Raw genomic sequence first — 16174 nt, 5'->3', positions numbered from 1 at the left:
TTATGATAGCGCCAGCGCGGCCGTCAGCCGGTCGGCGACGATCGGGGCCGCGTCGCTGCCGACATTGGCGAAGGCGACGCGCAGGAAGCGGTCCTGCCCCGGCCCGAACATGCTGCCCGGCAGAGTCAGGAGATTGTGCTCCAACGCCAGCCCGCGGGCCATCTCGACCGCATCGCGGCCGGGGAAGGGATGCTCGAGATAGGCGAAGAAGGCGCCCAGGCTGACCAGGCGCCAGCCCTCCAGCTGCGACAGGGCGCTGCGGAACACCGTCGCCCGCTCGCGCATCGAGGCGGTGTTGCCCTGGACCCAGCCGCCGAGCTGCTCAAGCCCGAACAGCGCCGCCTCCTGCCCGATCCGTGGGGCGCAGATGGCGACGCAATCCATCGCCTTCTCGATCTGCGCCATCAGCGCCGGCCCGGCGGTCAGGGCGCCGACGCGGTGGCCGGTGATCGCGAAGACCTTGGAGAAGCTGTACAGATGCACCACCGTCGACGCCCAGTCCGGGTCCTCGAACAGGTCGTGCGGCCGGTCGTCGGTCGACAGGAAGTCGATATAGGTCTCGTCCAGCACCAGGGCGATGCCGCGGCGCTTCGCCAGGTCGTAGAAGGCGCGCAGCGTCTCGGCGGGATAGATCGCGCCGGTCGGGTTGTTCGGCGTCACCAGCACGATGGCGCGGGTGCGGTCGGTGATCAGGCGCGCCACTTCCTCGACATCCGGCACGCCGCCGGCATCGGGCCGGAAGGCCGGGTGCAGCGCCTCGATGCCCGTCGCGTCCAGCCACATGCGGTGGTTGAAATAGTAGGGCAGGGGCAGCACGACCTGGTCGCCGGGCCGGGCCAGCGCCGCCATGGCCAGGCAGAAGGCCTGGTTGCAGCCGGCGGTGATTGCCACATTGGCCGGGCCGATGGCGCCGCCATAGTAGCGGGCGAAGCGCGCCGCCAGCGCCGCGCGCAGATCGGGCAGGCCGAGGATCGCGGTGTAGCGGTGCACGGCCGGGTCGCGCAGCCGCTCCGCCAGATGCGCCGTCAGCGCCTCGGGCGGGGCATAGCCCGGCACCGCCTGGGCCAGGTCGATCAGCGGCCGGTCGGCCGGGAAGACGCGGCCCTCGACCCAGCGCTGGGCCTCGGCGATCGGCGGGGCCGCGACCGCGGCGAGAAGGGGGTTGAGCGTGATCATGGGCGTACTATACCGGATCGCGCCGCAGCGGCATGGTCATGCAGTGGATGCTGCCGCCGCCGGCCGCCAGCAGGTCCAGCTCCGGCTCCAGCACCGTCAGCCCCTCGGCCCGCAGCACGGCGTTCACCCGGGCGCTGTGCTTCGGCGACAGCACCCGGTCGCCGCCCAGCGCCAGCAGGTTGCAGCCCATATGCATCACCTCCTTGTAGCTGACGTCGATCAGCCTGATGCGATGGCCGCGCAGCCAGTCCAGCAGGCCGTCGTCCAGCACCTCGGTGCAGGCCACGGCCAAGCCATCCGCGGCCATGCAGAAGATCACGTCGAGATGCAGGAAATGCTCGGGGAAAGGCTCGACCCGCGCCTCCCAGCCCTCGGCCTCGAACCAGCGGGCGAATTGGCGGGCACCGGCCTCGTTGGTGCGCTCGCCGGAGCTGCCGATCAGCACCAGCCCGGGGCGGATGATGTGGATGTCGCCGCCCTCCAGCGTGCCGTCGGTGGCGTAGCGCCAGACCCCGCCATGCTGCTGGTAGAATTCGATCACCGAGGCGTATTCGCCACGGCGCTGCGGCCGGAACAGCTGGGTCACCACCGGGCCCCAGGGCGTCACCTGGCTCGAATCCCGGGTGTAGACCTGATAGGGCAGGTGCGGCTCGATCTTCAGATAGTGGCAGGTGACGCCGGCGGTCTCCAGCGCATCGACCATCTGCCGGTACTGGCCCTGCACCCGTTGGTGGTCATAGGCCGACCCGGCCTCCAGCGTGGCCCGGGCGATGCTGTTGGTCGGCTGCCAGGCATAGTGCTCCGGCGTCGCCAGCAGCACGTCGCGCAGCACTCCGGTCTCGGAATCCAGGGTCCAGGTCACGCGCCGCCTCGCTGTTCATCGCCGTTTCGTTGCCGGAAGGATGACAAATGTCACGGCGCTGAAAAATAGCGGCGTCGCGACGTTCACTTCGCGGATTCTCGATGTAATCTCGTCGGAATGAAGAACGTTTCCTCATGAAGAACGTCTCGGACGTCGAGCTGCGGCTGCTGCGGATCTTCGTCACCGTGGCGGATGCCGGGGGCTTTGCCGCGGCGCAGGCGGCGCTCAACCTCGGCGCCTCCACCGTCTCGACCCAGATGGCGCATCTGGAGCAGCGGCTCGGCGCCCGGCTGTGCGAGCGCGGCCGGTCCGGCTTCCGCCTGACCGAGAAGGGACGGGCGGTCTATGACGCGGCGCGCCGCCTGCTCGACGCGGTGGAAGGGTTCCGGACCGAGACCCTGGCCCTGGACGCCCGGCTGGCGGGCGATCTGCGCGTCGGGCTGGTCGACGCCACGGCGGGCGACCCGGGATCGCCGGTGATCGACGGGCTGCGCCGGTTCGGCGACCGCGACCACCGGGTGCACCTGCATCTGGCGATCGACACACCGCCGCTGCTGGAGCAGCGTCTGCTGGACGGGCGGCTCGACCTGGTTGTCAGCGCCTTCCCGCGGCACATCGCGGGGCTGGTCTACACGCCGCTCTACCGCGAAAAGCAGGTGTGCTACTGCGGCGCCGGGCACCGGCTGTTCGGCGCGCCGGACAGCCCGGAGACCCTGGACGAGATCCGGCGCGAGCGGCTGATCACGCGTGGCTACTGGAATCTCAGCGACTTGGGGCGGCTGGGCCTGTCCGAGGCCTCGGCCGCGGCCACGGTGGACTGTATGGAGGCGCAGGCGATCCTGATCCTGTCCGGCGGCTATATCGGCTTCCTGCCGACCCATTATGCGGCGCCATGGCTGGCGGCGGGTCGGCTGTACCAGCTGTTGCCGGCGCTGCTGTCGTATGACGCGCCGTTCGAGATCGTGACCCGCAAGGGCGCCACCGTCTCCCGCGCGGCGAAGCTGCTGATCCAGGATCTGCAGGCGTCGCGACCGACTGTCGCGGAGCTCGCATCGCACGCCTGAAGCGGCCTGCCCAGCCCGAGAAATCAAGCCGGAAAGGGCACATTTGTTTAAAGTTTCGAACACTTGTCAATTTGTCTGATAAATCCGATAGTGCGGCCGCCGGACGCGATTCCGGACAGAAAATTTCGGGAGGATCAGGGTCCATGCGTGATGTGAGAAACTGGGCGCTGGCAGCGCTCCTGTGCGGCGTCGCCGCAATGCCGGCTCATGCGGCGGACGGCGTCGCCACCGGCGACACCTCGGGCAAGAAGATCGCGCTCAGCAACAACTACGCCGGCAATTCCTGGCGCCAGGCGATGCTGAAGAGCTGGGACGAGGTCGGCAAGGCGGCGGTCGCCCAGAAGCTGGTGGCCGAGGCCCCGGCCTTCACCACCGCCGACAACTCGCCGACCGACCAGGCGGCGCAAATCCAGAACATGATCCTGCAGGGCTATGACGCGATCGTGATCGACGCGGCCTCGCCGACCGCGGTCAACGGCGCGGTGAAAGAGGCCTGCGACGCCGGCATCGTCGTCGTCTCGTTCGACGGCATCGTCACCGAGCCCTGCGCCTGGCGCATCGCCATCGATTTCGAGGGCATGGGCAAGGCCCAGATGGACTATCTCGCCACCCGGATGCAGGGCGGCAAGCTGCTGGAGATCCGCGGCCTGGCCGGCGTCTTCGTCGACGATGAGATCCACAAGGGCATCGAGGGCGGGGTCAAGGCCCATTCCGGCTTCTCGATCGCCGGCTCGGTGCATGGCGACTGGACCCAGACCGTGGCCCAGCGCGAGGTCGCCGGCATCCTGCCGACCCTGCCGCAGATCGACGCGGTGGTGACCCAGGGCGGTGACGGCTACGGCGCGGCCCAGGCCTTCCAGGCGGCCGGGCGCAAGGTGCCCCTGATCATCATGGGCAACCGCTACGAGGAGCTGAAGTGGTGGAAGGAGCAGACCGCCAGCGGCTATGAGACGATGAGCCTGTCGATCGCCCCCGGCTCGGCCCAGGTCGCCTTCTGGGTGGCGCAGCAGATCCTGGCCGGCAAGGACGTGCCGAAGGACCTGCGGCTGCCGACCGTGGTGGTGGAGCAGGCGAAGCTCGACTACTGGCTGGCCCACACGCCCGAGGGCGGCGTCACCAACGCCACCTACCCGCAGGATTGGACGGTCAAGCTGATCGACGCCATCGTCGGCGGCAAGGACCTGCCGGCGACCCCGACCGAAGGGTAAGTGCGAGCCAGAGCATATGGTCTCTCTTCTTGAGAACCTCGTAGGTTGGGTTCGCTGCAAGCGAACCCAACAAGGCCCCCGGCGATGGCTCGGACGGAATGTTGGGTTCGCTTTCGCGAACCCAACCWACGACCCGAAGTCGTTCGATCCGGGAATCCTGGGCCCGATCCGGAGTATCCGGACATGAATTCTGTACCGATCGTCGACTTCGCCGGGGTGGCCAAGAGCTTCGGGGCGGTCAGGGCGCTGGGTGGGGTCGACCTCGCGGTCGCGCCCGGCGAATGCCTCGGCCTGGCCGGGCACAACGGCGCCGGCAAGTCGACGCTGATGAACGTCCTGGCCGGCACCCTGGCGCCGGATCAGGGGCGGCTGACCGTGCTGGGCGAGGACCGCACCGGCCGCTACGCCATCGGCCCGGCCCAGGCGCTCGGCATCCGCTGCGTGTTCCAGGAGCTGTCGCTCTGCCCCAACCTGACGGTGGCGGAGAACGCCCGGATCACCCATCCCGGCCTGACCGGCCTGGGCTGGCGCCGCCGGGCCGGCGATCTCATCATCGGCACGCTCGACCGCATCTTCCCCGGCCACGGCATCGCGCCGGAGGCCGAGGTGGCGGACCTCTCGATCGGCCGGCGCCAGATGGTCGAGATCGCCCGCGCTTTCAGCGTCACGGAGGCGCCGCTGCACCTCGTCATCCTGGACGAGCCGACCTCCTCGCTCGACGCCGTCGCCGCCGGGCAACTGCTGGACTATGTCCGCCGGCGGGTGGCCGAGGGCCTGGCGGTGATCCTGATCACCCATATCCTGGGCGAGATCCTGTCCACCGCCGGCCGCATCGTGGTGATGCGCGACGGCCGGGTGGTCGGCGCCTGGGCCGCCGGCGAGATCGACAAGCCCGGCCTGGTCGCCGCCATGGGCCATGCCGCCTCCGCCGCCGCGGAGGCCCGGGCAGAAGTCGACCGCTCGGCGCCGGTCCGGGTGCGCGTGCCGGCCGCCCCGGGGGCCGGTCTGGAGCTGGTGGCGCGCGAGGGCGAGATCATCGGCCTCGCCGGCCTGGCCGGGCACGGCCAGAGCCGCCTGCTGCAGCGGGTCTACGACGCCGCCACGGGATCGCGCTTCGGCCTGCGCCGCGGCATGGAGGTGCGCGGCCGCGTCGCCTTCGTCGCCGGCGACCGCCAGACCGAGGGCGTGTTCCCGCTGTGGTCGATCGAGCGCAACATCACCATCCGCTCGATGGCGGCGCTGCGCCGCTTCGGCCTGATCTCGCCCGCCGCCGAGGCGGCGCTGGGGCGGGAGTGGCAGGAGCGGATCGGCATCCGCGCCCCCGACCTGTCGAGCGGCATCCTCACCCTCTCCGGCGGCAACCAGCAGAAGGCGCTGTTCGCCCGCGCCCTGGGCTGCGACGCCGACACCGTGCTGATGGACGACCCGATGCGCGGCGTCGATGTCGGCACCAAGCACGAGGTCTACGGGCTCGTGCGGGCCCAGGCGCAGCACGGCCGCAGCTTCCTCTGGTACACCACCGAGATGGAGGAGCTGGAGCACTGCGACCATGTCTATGTGTTCCGCAACAACCGCATCGTCGCCGATCTCAGCCGGTCGCAGCTGACCGAATCCGCCGTCCTCCACGCCTCCTTCGCGGAAGAAGAGCGCCGCGCCTCATGACCGATCTCGCCTTGCCCCGCCCGCGGCCATCCTGGACCGCGCCCTTGACCCGCGCCTCGACCTGGCGGGCGCTGCTGCCCTTCCTGTCGCTGGTCGCGATCCTGGTGCCGATCTTCCTGATCAACCCGAGGACGATGAGCTATTTCGGGCTGAACCTGATGCTCGGCCTGGCGATCCCGATCATGTTCGCGACCCTGGCGCAGATGTGCATGCTGACGGTCAACGACCTCGACCTCGGCATCGGCGCCTATGTCGGCTTCGTCACCTGCGTCGCCGCGACCTGGCTGGTCAATGAGCCTTTGCTCGGCATCGCCGTGCTCGCGGGCGGCGTCCTGGCCTATGGCGCGGCCGGCGCGCTGATCCATTGGCGCAACGTGCCGTCGCTGGTGGTGACGCTGGGCATGAGCTTCGTCTGGCTCGGCCTCGCCATCCTGGTGCTGCCCTCGCCGGGCGGGGCCAGCCCGACCTGGCTGCGCGCGGCGATGAGCTGGAAGCCGCCCTTCGTGCCGCTGCCGATCCTGGTGGCGGTCGGGCTGGCCGCGCTGGTCCATCTGTTCCTGATGCGCTCCGCCCTCGGCGCGGTGCTGCGCGGCGCCGGCGGCAACCCGAAGGCGATCACCCGGGCCGGCTGGTCGCTGCTCAAGATCCGGGTCGGGCTCTACGCCCTGGCCGGGGTGTTCGGCCTGCTGGCCGGGCTGTCGCTGCTCGGCCTCTCCACCTCGGGCGACAGCAACATCGCCCAGCGCTACACGCTGCTGTCGATTGCCGGCGCCATCCTCGGCGGCTGCGACTTCGTCGGCGGCCGGGTGTCGCCGGTCGGGGCGACTGTCGGCGCGCTGGTGCTGACCCTGGCCGGGTCGCTGCTCACCTTCATGCGGATCTCGCCCGACTGGCAGATCGGCGCCCAGGGCGCGATCCTGATCATCGTCCTGGCCCTCAGGGCCCTGACCAGCCGGAGGCGGCGATGACCCGAGTTTCGGTGTGGACCGCCGACCGGCCCTGGCTGTGGTCCTGGGCCGGGGCGGTGCTGCTGTGGCTGGCGGTGGTCGCCATCGCCGCCGGCGAGGGGGCGGGGCAGGTGCTGACCGCGGCGCTCAGCTTCGGCGTGTTCTTCGTCGTCGTCGCCATCGGCCAGATGTTCGTGATCGCGATGGGGCCCGGCAATATCGACCTGTCGATCCCGTCCAACATCGCCCTGTCCGGCTCGGTCGCCATGATCGTGATGGCCGGGCAGGACGGCATGATCCTGCCGGGGCTGGCCGCGGCCCTGGCCGCAGGTCTGGCGGTCGGCATCGCCAACTGGGCGCTGATCCGCGGCTTCGCCATGCCGCCGATCATCGCCACCCTGTCCTCGAGCCTGGTGTTCCAGTCGGTCGCCATCGCCTATGGCCGCGGCCTGCGCATCTCCCCGCCCGACGGCTTCGCCGCCTTCACCACGGCGAATCCGCTGGGGGTACCGGTGATGGCGGTGGCCGGCTTCGTCCTGGCCGCGGTCATGGCGGTGGTGCTGCAGCGCACGATCTACGGCCGCTCGGTGCTGGCGGTCGGACAGAACCCGCGCGCCGCCCATCTGGCCGGGGTGAAGGTCGAGCGCACGCGATTCCTCACCTACGCCCTGTCCGGCGGCTTCGCCGGCCTGGCCGGGGCGTTGATGGCGGGGTATTTCGGCGGCGCCTCGCTCGACATGGGCAAGGACTACCTGTTGAACTCGATCGCCGTGGTGGTGATCGGCGGCACCAGCGTCGCCGGCGGCCGGGCCAACCTGCCCGGGCTGTGGGGGGCTTCGCTGTTCCTGTTCCTGCTGGTGACGATGCTGAACACGCTCGGCACCGGAACCGGGTTGCGGCTGGTGCTGACCGGCCTGATCATCATCGCCGTGATCGTCGCGGCGGGCGGCGAGAAGACGCGCTGACATCGGCGTTCGAAGGAGAGACCCAGTGCACAAGATCGCCGTCATCGGCCTCGGCAAGATCACCCAGGACCAGCATCTGCCGGTGATCGACAAGAGCGATTCGTTCGAGCTGGCGGCCGTGGTCAGCACCCGCGGCCTCAGCCATGGCGGCGTGCCGAGCTACCGCACCCCGGCCGAGCTTTACGCCGCCCGGCCGGACATCGGCATCGTCGCGGTCAACACCCCGCCGGAGGTGCGCCACGGCCTCGCCCGCGAGGCGCTGCTGGCCGGCAAGGATGTGCTGCTGGAGAAGCCGCCGGCGGCGACGCTGACCGAGCTGGCCGATCTCGAGGCGACGGCCGCCGCGCAGGGCCGGGTGCTGTTCGCGACCTGGCATTCGCGCTTCAACCCGGCGGTCGAGGCGGCGCGGGACCTGCTGGCCGCAGGCGTGCGCTCGGTGAAGATCGAATGGCGCGAGGATGTCCGCAAATGGCATCCGGGCCAGGACTGGGTGTGGGCGCCGGGCGGCTTCGGCGTGTTCGACCCCGGCATCAACGCCCTGTCGATCTTCACCCGCATCCTCCCCTTCGTGCCCTTCGTCCGCAGCGCGGAGCTGACCTATCCCGCCGACCGGCAGACGCCGATCGCGGCCCAGCTCGTGTTCGGCAGCACCGACCCGGCGGCGCCCACCCTCACTGCGGATTTCGACTGGCGCGAGCAGGGCGACGAGAAGTGGCACATGACGATCGAGACGGCGGACGGCCGCCCGGCCCGGCTGTTCAAGGGCGGCGGCGCCCTGTCGGTCGGCGGCACGGTGGTGGCCGAGGCACCGAGCGAGGAATACGAGCGGATCTACGCCCATTTCGCCGACCTGCTCGCCGCCCGCCGCAGCGATGTCGACGGCGCGCCCCTGCGCCTGGTCGCGGATGCGATGCTGGTGGGCAAGCGCCTGACCACCGACGCGTTCGAGTGGTAGGGGCGCCTGAACCCCACACTGTCATGCCCGGGCTTGACCCGGGCATCCAGAGGCTGTCGACATTCTCTGGATTGCCGTCCTCGGGCTTGACCCGAGGACCCGCCCGGCAATGACAGGTGAGGGGAGGTGTCCTGAGCCTCTCTAGACTAGGCCCGTCTCGCCCATGGCCGGGTCGGACACGCTCGGGGTGCCGTCCTCCATGCGCCCGGCGAAGCGGCGGGTGAACAGGGAGTCGCCCTCGATCCGCGCGGTGAAGTCGTACCATTTGCCCGACAGCAGCAGCGGCAGGTAGGCGGTCGACTGGCCATGCGGCGGCACCAGCTGACGCCAGGGGAAGTTGAACAGGCTGTAGGCATTGGCCTTCAGCGTGAACACGCAGGGGGTGCTGCCGCGGTTGGTCAGCCGCACCAGCAGGCCGCAGGCGCGCTTGTCGTAGCCGACCGCGATCTCCGGCACGGGCTTGCGGCCGCCGGCGACGACGGTGCCGGTGAAGTGCCGGTGGAAGCCGTTCGGTCCCAGCACCCACAGGTCGTACTTGCCGAAGTCGGGGGACGTGGTCCACTCGCCGTCCAGCGACTTGCCGGCCTCCACCGAGTAGCGCCGCGGCACCCGGTCGAGATGCAGCCGGTCATAGACGTGGAAGGTGGCGCCCGCATTGCCGGTGTTGAGGAAGCTCAGCCGCACCCGGTTGTCGTCGGCCTCGGAATTGACCGTCAGCTCATAGGGCAGGGCGCGCGACGGGCGGATGCCGCGGTCCTGGCGCGGCGCGGCCTGGCTGGCCTCGGCCGGCACCGGCACCTGGGGCAGCGTCTCCTGCTGCGCCCGGATGGCGTCGGCCTGGGCCTTGGTCTGGCTCGGCAGCCGCGGCGGCCGCTCGCTGTTCGGGTTGACGAAGTTGAAGGCCGAGGTCAGGTCGCCGCAGATCGCGCGGCGATAGGGCGGGATGTTCGGCTCCTGCACCTCGAAGCGCCGCTCCAGGAAGCCCAGCACCGAGGTGTGGTCGAACACTTCGGAATTGACCCAGCCGCCGCGGCTCCAGGGCGAGACGATATAGCAGGGCACACGCGGGCCGGGGCCGAAGACACGGCCGTCCGGCTTCGGCTGGTCCTTGGTGCCGGGCGGCACCGGATAATTGAAGCGCTCGAAGGCGATCGCCTGGTCCGACAGGGTCGAGGCGCCGGCCGGGCTGCCGTCGGGGTTCAGCGAATGCACCGCCGGCGACGGCACATGGTCGAAGAAGCCGTCATTCTCGTCGAAATTGACGATCAGGACGGTGCGGCTCCACAGGTCCGGGTCGGCGATCAGGGCCGACAGCACCTCCTGGATGTACCAGGCGCCCTGCACCGGGCTGGACGGGCCGGGATGCTCGGAATAGGTCGCCGGCGCGATCACCCAGGAGATCTGCGGCAGCTTGCGGGCCTGGATGTCGGCCCGGAACTCCTCCAGCCGGTTGCTGGAAGGGGTGGTCAGGGCGCTCTTCGGCATGGTGTTGCCGATGCCCTTGTACAGCGGCTGGGCCTTGTCGATCGCCGGCGTCCACGGCACGTAGGGGCTGCCGTCCGGGCCGTTGCCGGCCGCCTCGCTGGCGCGGCGGTACTGCTTGAAGCCGACCAGCGGGTTGTCGCCGAAATTCTCCGGGATATTCTGGTAGACCTTCCAGCTGACGCCGGCCTTCTGCAGCCGCTCCGGATAGGTCGCCCAGGTGTAGCCCTCGCTGGACGGGCCGAAATCGTCCCACTCATTGACCACCGCGGCGACGCCGGCGCCGGTCGCGCCGTTGGTGCCGGTCCAATGGAACAGCCGGTTCGGGTTGGTGCCGCCGTTCAGCGAGCAGTGATAGGCGTCGCAGAGGGTGAAGGCGTTCGCCAGGGCGAACTGGAAGGGAACCTCCGCTTCCTTGTAGTAGCCCATCGACTGGTTCTGCTTGAACAGCGGCCACTGGTTCATCTGGCCGTTTGCCCAGGCCGCCTGCATGTCGTTCCAGCTGTGCGGCGTGCCGTTCACGCGCTGGGCGTTGCCCTTCTTCGCGTCCAGGTGATACGGCATCACCACCCGGTTGCCGTTCCACTGCTGGAACACGGTGCGGCCATTGGCCAGCGGGATGGTGAAGCGGTCGCCGAAGCCGCGGACGCCCGGGAAGGTCCCGAAGTAATTGTCGAAGGACCGGTTCTCCTGCATCAGGATCACCACATGCTCGACGTCCTTGATCGAGCGGGTGGCGTTGTGCGCCGGGATGGCCAGCGCGTCCCGGATCACCGGCGGGAACATCGACAGCGCCGCGGCGCCGCCGGCCGCGGCACCGGCCATCTTCAGGAAGTCGCGCCTGCTTTCGGATGTCATCTCGGATCCTCGAAGAGAAGCTCGACGCTCCGGTCGCGTCGGGGCAGTGGTCGCCGGACATGCACGAGGCACAGCACCACCCTCCGCCGCGAATCCCCAGGATTGCGGCGTTGGTAATGGTGCTGTTTCAAATGTGGCCGGACCCTAGTCGAGGTTTGTTGCAGACAGATGTCGCTTCGCTAGGTTTTCTTAAGAATGTTGTGCATGATTTCTTCTTGAGCCATCCAACGCGCCAGAGAGGAGGAGCGCTCGATCCTCAGAGCCGTGTAAGCCTCGACGAGATCGGCAAGGCTGAAGCCGCGATTGAGTCCGCTCGGGTTCGGCAGGATCCACACGGCGGCACCGGACAGCCGGGAGGGTTGCGGCCCCCAATCGACCCGGTCGCCTGCGATCGCTTCATAGGCAGCCTTGCCCAGGAAGGCGACAGTCTCGGGCCGGAAGTGCTCGAGCTTCGCGCGGAGCCCGTCGCCGGAATCCCGCAGCTCGCGGCCGCGGAGCTCGCCGGCGCTGCGCGTGGCGCGTGGGACGGCGGCGGTGATGCCGCAGCCGAAGGCGAGCAGGCGGCGATCGTCCCGGGCCGCAATCCTCTCGGGCGTGAAGCCGGACAGGTGCAGGACGGGCCAGAAGCGGTTGGACGCCGATCCGAAATTGTGGCCTGAGGCAGCCGCCTGTGCGCTGGGATTGATGCCGCAGAAGACCACCGGCAGGCCCGGCGCAAGTATGTCGAAATAGGACAGTTCCATCGGCGGGTTATCCGCGCGTCGAGATGTCGATGCGCGGCGGCGTCATCGGATTGGGCGGCGGGCGGCGCAGCAGCAGCACCAGCAGCAAGGCCAGCGCCAGCACCCAGGCGATGATCCAGAAGCCGTCGATATAGGCCAGCACATAGGCTTCGCGCTGGACGAACCGGCCGGCCTGGGCGATCCCCTGGCTGGTCTCCAGCCCGATATTGTTGGCGCGCTGAGCGAAGACATTCGAGAGCGCGGTCACGACGCGGTCCACCACGTCGGAGCCCGAGCTGAGATGCTGCCCGGTCAGGTTCGAATACACCTGCTCGCGCACCCGTATGAAGGTCTGCATGAAGGCCGTCCCCAGCTCGATGCCGAACAGCCGGAAGATCTGGATCGTCGCGGCGATGGCGGCGGCCTGGGGCGGTGTGATGTTCGAGACGGCAAAGGTGACCAGCGACGTCAGGCCGATGGCCAGGCCGACGGCCTCGACGATCTGGGAGGGCAGGAAGTCGCCGCCGGCCCAGTCATGGGTCAGGCCCGTGTCCATCCAGCTGCCGATCGCGATCAGGGCGAAACCGATGGCGAGGAGGAGGCGTGCATCGATCCGTCGCAGCGCCAGCACCACCAGCGGGATGATCAGGACCTGCGGCAGGGCGATCCAGTTGAGAACGTCGCCGACCTGCAGCGCCCGCAGGCCCTGGATGCGCGTCAGATAATCCGGCAGGACATAGGCCGTCGCCTGGGCTCCGAAGCCGTAGATGCAGATCAGCAGCGCCGGGACCGCGACATTCGCCTGGCCCAGCACCCGCAGGTGAATCAGCGGCTGCTTGACGATCGCCTCATTGACGACGAAGGCGGCGACCAGCAGCAGCCCTCCCGCCAGGCAGCCGACGACGATGCCGGAATTCAGCCAGTCGAGGCGGTTGCCCTGGTCCAGCGCGACATAGAGCAGCCCGAAGCCCAGCCCGGCGAAGATGATGGCGCCCCAATCGGTGCGGCGCAAAAGCTCGCGATTGATGCCCTCGCGCGGCACCGCCCAGAGGATGATCAGGGCCATGGCGGAGGTCAGGACGACATTCTGCCAGAAGATCCACTGCCACTGGCCGGTCTCCGAATACCAGGCCTCGAGAGAGGCGGCGACGTTCTGGGAGAAGGTGAAACGGAAGGCGTATGCGGCGATGCCCCAGATCCACCAGCGTGGTGCCAGGCTGCGCAGGATGAAACCGAGGGAAGCGGGAATGAAGGTGCCGACCGCAAGGCCCCGGACGGTCTGCAGGGCGATGACCGCCTCGTAGCCGGCCATGAACGGCAGCAGCAGCGAGGACAGGATGAAGATCACGCTGGCCCAGAGCAGGAAACGCCGGGTGCCGATGACGATGCTGAGCCAGGCTGCGCAGGGCGCCACCACCATCTGGCTGGCCGAGAAGGCGGTGGTCAGCCAGGACCCTTCATCGAAGCCGAGGCCGAGCCCGCCGCGGATGTCGGCGAGGCCGAAGCTGGTGACCCGCGTGTTCAGCGTCGAGATGACGGCCCCCAGCAGCACCGCCGCGACGCCGGCCACGGGACGCAGGCAGGGCGCCGCCGCGGGGCTCGGACGGGCGCCCGCAGCCTCGAGGGCGACGGTCACGGCCGCGCCGGCGCGCCGTCGGTCAGGATCGTCGCGACCGCCGACATGCCGGGACGCAGCCGGCCGGCCAGCGGGCTGCCGGGATCGAGCAGGATCTTGACCGGGATGCGCTGCACCACCTTGGTGAAATTGCCGGTGGCGTTGTCCGGCGGCAGCAGGCTGAACTGCGATCCGCTGGCCGGTGCGATGCTGTCGACCCGGCCGGTCACGGTAACGCCGGGAAAGGTGTCGAAGGTGACCTCGGCCTTCTGGCCGATCGCCACCCGGGTCAGCTGGGTCTCCTTGTAGTTCGCGATGACCCAGACATTGTCCAGCGGGACCACGGAGATGACCTGCGTGCCGGGCCGAAGATACTGTCCGGCGCGGACCCCGCGCTCGCCGACCATGCCGTCCACCGGCGCGATGATCCGGGTGTAGCCGAGATTGGTCTTGGCCAGCGCGAGCGCCGCGTTCTTGGCCTTGGTATCGGCGCGGAGCTGCAGCTCCTGGGTATCGAGCACGCCCATCTGCCGGCGCGCGGCTTCGAACTCGGCCTGGTTGCGCGTCAGGGTGGCCTCGAAGCGCTTTTCGTCGGCGACGGCCTGCTCGACCTTCTGGGCCGTGCCGAAGGTGGTCCCCAGCAGGGTCTGCTGGCGGTTCAGCTCCAGCTTGGTGCGGTCGACATCGGCCTGGGTCGCGGCGATGACGCTCTGCGCCTGGTCGATCTCGGCATGCTGCAGGTCCTTGCGCGCCTTCAGGTTCTGGATCGCGGCCTCCGCGCCCAGCACATCCGCCGCGGCCTGGTCCACCCGCGCCCGATAGTCCTGGTCGTCGATCTCGACCAGCAGGTCCCCGGCCTTGACCAGCTGGAAATCGGTCACGGCCACGCGCTCGACATAGCCGTCGACCTGGGCGCTGAGTGGGGTGATGTCGCCGCGGACATAGGCGTTGTCCGTGGTCTGGCGGCTCGCCTGGCCGGCCCAGACATCCCAGCGGATGACGAACAGGGCGACGATGCCGGCCGCGATGACCAGGATCACCAGCCGGATCAGCCAGGCGCCAAGCCGATGCGACTTTGCGGCCGGCCTGGTGCCGGTGCTCTGGTCCGGGGCAGGCGGCTGCCCGGCAGCGGGCAGCGGTACGGAAGGGCTGAGGGCCGAGGGCGCGGGCGGCTGGTCCATCACGATGTCCCTCGGAGTCGACCACGGGCACGCTCATCGTCCCGAGCCCAGGCTGCATGCGGTCGCCGGGCAATCATTCCGCCGGCCGGACACAGCCTCGATCCGGCCAATGTAGTCGACGCCTCGTTACGTCGTCGACTAAACCTACGGTTAGGTCCGGCCACCGGATTCCTCGGCAACCTCAGGAGCGGGAGCAGCAGGATGGACGAAAGCGGGATTCGTGACGCTCTCGAACGCCATTGGGCCGCCTCGGACGCCAACGACTTCGCTGCCGAGCATGCCATCTACCGCGAGGATGCGTTGCTCGAATATCCGCAATCGGGCGAGCGCATCAGGGGCCGGCACAACATCCAGGCCTCCCGCGCCGCGCAGCCGAACGCGAAGCGCTTCACGGTGCGCCGTATCACCGGGGCGGGCGACCTCTGGGTCACGGAGTTCGTCCTCACCTATGACGGCCGGCCATCCTTCACGGTGAGCGTGATGGAGTTCCTGGACGGCAAGGTGGCCCGAGAGACCCAGTACTTCGCCGACCCGTTCGAGCCCGGGCCGTCGCGGGCGGCCTGGGTCGAGCGCATGGGGTGAGAGGCAGCCCGCCTCAACCTTCCGAGACGAGCCTGAGCCCGATGACGCCGGCCAGGATCAGTCCGATGCACAGGATCCTGACCGGCGCGGCGGAATCCCCCAGTACGGCGATTCCCAGGATCGCCGTGCCGGCGGCACCGATGCCGGTCCAGACCGCATAGCCCGTGCCGATCGGCAGCGTGCGGAGCGCGAGCGACAGCAGCACGACGCTCGACAGGCCGGTGCCGACCGTCAGCAGCCCCGGTATCAATCGCGTGAACCCTTCGGACGCCTTCATGCTGAGCGCGAACGCGATCTCGAGAATCCCGGCGATGCTGAGCATGACCCAGGCCATGGCGGCAGATCCGTTGCTGGTGGGAAAGTTCAGGCCTTGGCGGCGGCCGCGGGGGTCGAGCGGAAGGCGATGCCGAAGCGGTTGAAGGCGTTCATCAGGCCGATCGCATAGGTCAGGTCGGCGAGTTCCTTCTCGTCGAACTCGGCCGCGGCGGCGTCGTAGTCGGCATCGGGCACGCCGGTCTCGGAGACCTTCGTGACGGTCTCGGCCCAGGCGAGAGCGGCACGCTCGCGGGGCGTGAAGACATTGCCGGCGTCGCGCCACACCGGCACCAGCACCAGCTTGTCCACCGCGAGGCCGGACTTCAGCAGGTCGCGCGAATGCATGTCGATGCAGAAGGCGCAGCCATTGATCTCCGACACCCGCAGATACACGAGGTTGATGAGATCTTTCGGCAGGCTGCCGTGCTGAACGGTGACGTACACGCCGCCGAAAGCCTTGTAGCCGTCCGGAGAGACCTTGGCGTAGTCGATGCGATTGCTCACGATGAAATCCTTCTGCTTGAGGGTCGAAGGACTCCAACGTGATGCGTCTTGGCCTATCCCAGAAGGTCCATGAACC

At 69.2% G+C, this 16174-nt stretch carries 15 protein-coding genes; 7 read left to right on the top strand and 8 right to left on the bottom strand.

Translation table 11 applies throughout. From position 1 onward, the window contains the following. Together AB4Z01_RS19970 and AB4Z01_RS19965 are read right to left on the bottom strand one after the other, a co-directional pair. Positions 1 to 1176, bottom strand: coding sequence for an aminotransferase (locus AB4Z01_RS19970; protein WP_441696546.1), 1176 nt, complete (start codon positions 1174 to 1176; stop codon positions 1 to 3). 7 nt (positions 1177 to 1183) lie between these two features. Next, on the bottom strand, positions 1184 to 2038 hold the full coding sequence (locus tag AB4Z01_RS19965) for a dimethylarginine dimethylaminohydrolase family protein (protein WP_441696543.1): 855 nt from the start codon (positions 2036 to 2038) through the stop codon (positions 1184 to 1186). Positions 2039 to 2172: 134 nt separating this feature from the next. On the opposite strand from AB4Z01_RS19965, the gene AB4Z01_RS19960 reads away from it, so the two are divergent. The 6 genes from AB4Z01_RS19960 (at position 2173) to AB4Z01_RS19935 (ending at position 8839) form a co-directional block, all read left to right on the top strand. Beyond that, the gene (locus AB4Z01_RS19960; RefSeq protein ID WP_441696540.1) at positions 2173 to 3102 is read left to right on the top strand and encodes a LysR family transcriptional regulator; all 930 of its coding nucleotides are present in this window, start codon (positions 2173 to 2175) and stop codon (positions 3100 to 3102) included. Positions 3103 to 3245: 143 nt separating this feature from the next. Beyond that, complete coding sequence (locus tag AB4Z01_RS19955; protein ID WP_441696537.1) at positions 3246 to 4310, top strand: ABC transporter substrate-binding protein; 1065 nt, start codon at positions 3246 to 3248, stop codon at positions 4308 to 4310. Between the two features lie 183 nt (positions 4311 to 4493). Next, the gene (locus AB4Z01_RS19950; protein ID WP_441696535.1) at positions 4494 to 5972 is read left to right on the top strand and encodes an ATP-binding cassette domain-containing protein; all 1479 of its coding nucleotides are present in this window, start codon (positions 4494 to 4496) and stop codon (positions 5970 to 5972) included. Next, on the top strand, positions 5969 to 6940 hold the full coding sequence (locus AB4Z01_RS19945; protein ID WP_441696532.1) for an ABC transporter permease: 972 nt from the start codon (positions 5969 to 5971) through the stop codon (positions 6938 to 6940). The genes AB4Z01_RS19950 and AB4Z01_RS19945 overlap by 4 nt, the downstream gene beginning before the upstream one ends. Continuing rightward, positions 6937 to 7884 carry an ABC transporter permease gene (locus AB4Z01_RS19940; RefSeq protein WP_441696529.1) on the top strand — a complete coding sequence of 316 codons (948 nt, stop codon included), beginning with the start codon at positions 6937 to 6939 and terminating at the stop codon, positions 7882 to 7884. The genes AB4Z01_RS19945 and AB4Z01_RS19940 overlap by 4 nt, the downstream gene beginning before the upstream one ends. Positions 7885 to 7909: 25 nt before the next feature. Next, on the top strand, positions 7910 to 8839 hold the full coding sequence (locus tag AB4Z01_RS19935) for a Gfo/Idh/MocA family protein (RefSeq protein ID WP_441696526.1): 930 nt from the start codon (positions 7910 to 7912) through the stop codon (positions 8837 to 8839). A 141-nt stretch (positions 8840 to 8980) separates the two neighbouring features. Here AB4Z01_RS19935 and AB4Z01_RS19930 read toward each other — a convergent pair whose 3' ends face one another. The 4 genes from AB4Z01_RS19930 to AB4Z01_RS19915 all read right to left on the bottom strand — a co-directional run bounded on the left by AB4Z01_RS19930 (position 8981) and on the right by AB4Z01_RS19915 (position 14697). Continuing rightward, on the bottom strand, positions 8981 to 11179 hold the full coding sequence (locus tag AB4Z01_RS19930; RefSeq protein WP_441696523.1) for a phosphocholine-specific phospholipase C: 2199 nt from the start codon (positions 11177 to 11179) through the stop codon (positions 8981 to 8983). A 179-nt stretch (positions 11180 to 11358) separates the two neighbouring features. After that, the gene (gene mug, locus AB4Z01_RS19925; RefSeq protein ID WP_441696520.1) at positions 11359 to 11922 is read right to left on the bottom strand and encodes a G/U mismatch-specific DNA glycosylase; all 564 of its coding nucleotides are present in this window, start codon (positions 11920 to 11922) and stop codon (positions 11359 to 11361) included. A gap of 7 nt (positions 11923 to 11929) precedes the next feature. Then, complete coding sequence (locus AB4Z01_RS19920) at positions 11930 to 13537, bottom strand: MFS transporter (protein ID WP_441696517.1); 1608 nt, start codon at positions 13535 to 13537, stop codon at positions 11930 to 11932. Beyond that, positions 13534 to 14697 carry an HlyD family secretion protein gene (locus AB4Z01_RS19915; RefSeq protein WP_441696514.1) on the bottom strand — a complete coding sequence of 388 codons (1164 nt, stop codon included), beginning with the start codon at positions 14695 to 14697 and terminating at the stop codon, positions 13534 to 13536. The genes AB4Z01_RS19920 and AB4Z01_RS19915 overlap by 4 nt, the downstream gene beginning before the upstream one ends. Before the next feature lie 201 nt (positions 14698 to 14898). Here AB4Z01_RS19915 and AB4Z01_RS19910 point away from each other — a divergent pair, with 201 nt between their 5' ends. Next, the gene (locus AB4Z01_RS19910) at positions 14899 to 15279 is read left to right on the top strand and encodes a nuclear transport factor 2 family protein (protein ID WP_441696511.1); all 381 of its coding nucleotides are present in this window, start codon (positions 14899 to 14901) and stop codon (positions 15277 to 15279) included. 13 nt (positions 15280 to 15292) lie between these two features. On the opposite strand, the gene AB4Z01_RS19905 is transcribed toward AB4Z01_RS19910, so the two are convergent. Next, the gene (locus AB4Z01_RS19905; protein ID WP_441696508.1) at positions 15293 to 15613 is read right to left on the bottom strand and encodes a DMT family transporter; all 321 of its coding nucleotides are present in this window, start codon (positions 15611 to 15613) and stop codon (positions 15293 to 15295) included. 29 nt (positions 15614 to 15642) lie between these two features. After that, positions 15643 to 16098 carry a carboxymuconolactone decarboxylase family protein gene (locus tag AB4Z01_RS19900; RefSeq protein ID WP_441696506.1) on the bottom strand — a complete coding sequence of 152 codons (456 nt, stop codon included), beginning with the start codon at positions 16096 to 16098 and terminating at the stop codon, positions 15643 to 15645. Positions 16099 to 16174 lie beyond the last annotated feature (76 nt).

The sequence above is a fragment of the Inquilinus sp. YAF38 genome (genome assembly GCF_052113205.1).
Lineage (GTDB): Bacteria > Pseudomonadota > Alphaproteobacteria > DSM-16000 > Inquilinaceae > Inquilinus.
The sequence above is the reverse complement of the archived record's forward strand: the minus strand, read 5'-3'. Positions and strand labels throughout refer to the sequence as shown.

Excerpts from the sequence above, each read along its gene's own strand:
- AB4Z01_RS19950 (WP_441696535.1), top strand. The coding sequence starts at position 4,494 with ATGAATTCTGTACCGATCGTCGACTTCGCCGGGGTGGCCAAGAGCTTC.
- AB4Z01_RS19940 (WP_441696529.1), top strand. The coding sequence starts at position 6,937 with ATGACCCGAGTTTCGGTGTGGACCGCCGACCGGCCCTGGCTGTGGTCC.
- mug (WP_441696520.1), bottom strand. The coding sequence starts at position 11,922 with ATGGAACTGTCCTATTTCGACATACTTGCGCCGGGCCTGCCGGTGGTC.
- AB4Z01_RS19945 (WP_441696532.1), top strand. The coding sequence starts at position 5,969 with ATGACCGATCTCGCCTTGCCCCGCCCGCGGCCATCCTGGACCGCGCCC.
- AB4Z01_RS19955 (WP_441696537.1), top strand. The coding sequence starts at position 3,246 with ATGCGTGATGTGAGAAACTGGGCGCTGGCAGCGCTCCTGTGCGGCGTC.
- AB4Z01_RS19910 (WP_441696511.1), top strand. The coding sequence starts at position 14,899 with ATGGACGAAAGCGGGATTCGTGACGCTCTCGAACGCCATTGGGCCGCC.
- AB4Z01_RS19905 (WP_441696508.1), bottom strand. The coding sequence starts at position 15,613 with ATGGCCTGGGTCATGCTCAGCATCGCCGGGATTCTCGAGATCGCGTTC.
- AB4Z01_RS19970 (WP_441696546.1), bottom strand. The coding sequence starts at position 1,176 with ATGATCACGCTCAACCCCCTTCTCGCCGCGGTCGCGGCCCCGCCGATC.
- AB4Z01_RS19915 (WP_441696514.1), bottom strand. The coding sequence starts at position 14,697 with ATGGACCAGCCGCCCGCGCCCTCGGCCCTCAGCCCTTCCGTACCGCTG.
- AB4Z01_RS19960 (WP_441696540.1), top strand. The coding sequence starts at position 2,173 with ATGAAGAACGTCTCGGACGTCGAGCTGCGGCTGCTGCGGATCTTCGTC.
- AB4Z01_RS19930 (WP_441696523.1), bottom strand. The coding sequence starts at position 11,179 with ATGACATCCGAAAGCAGGCGCGACTTCCTGAAGATGGCCGGTGCCGCG.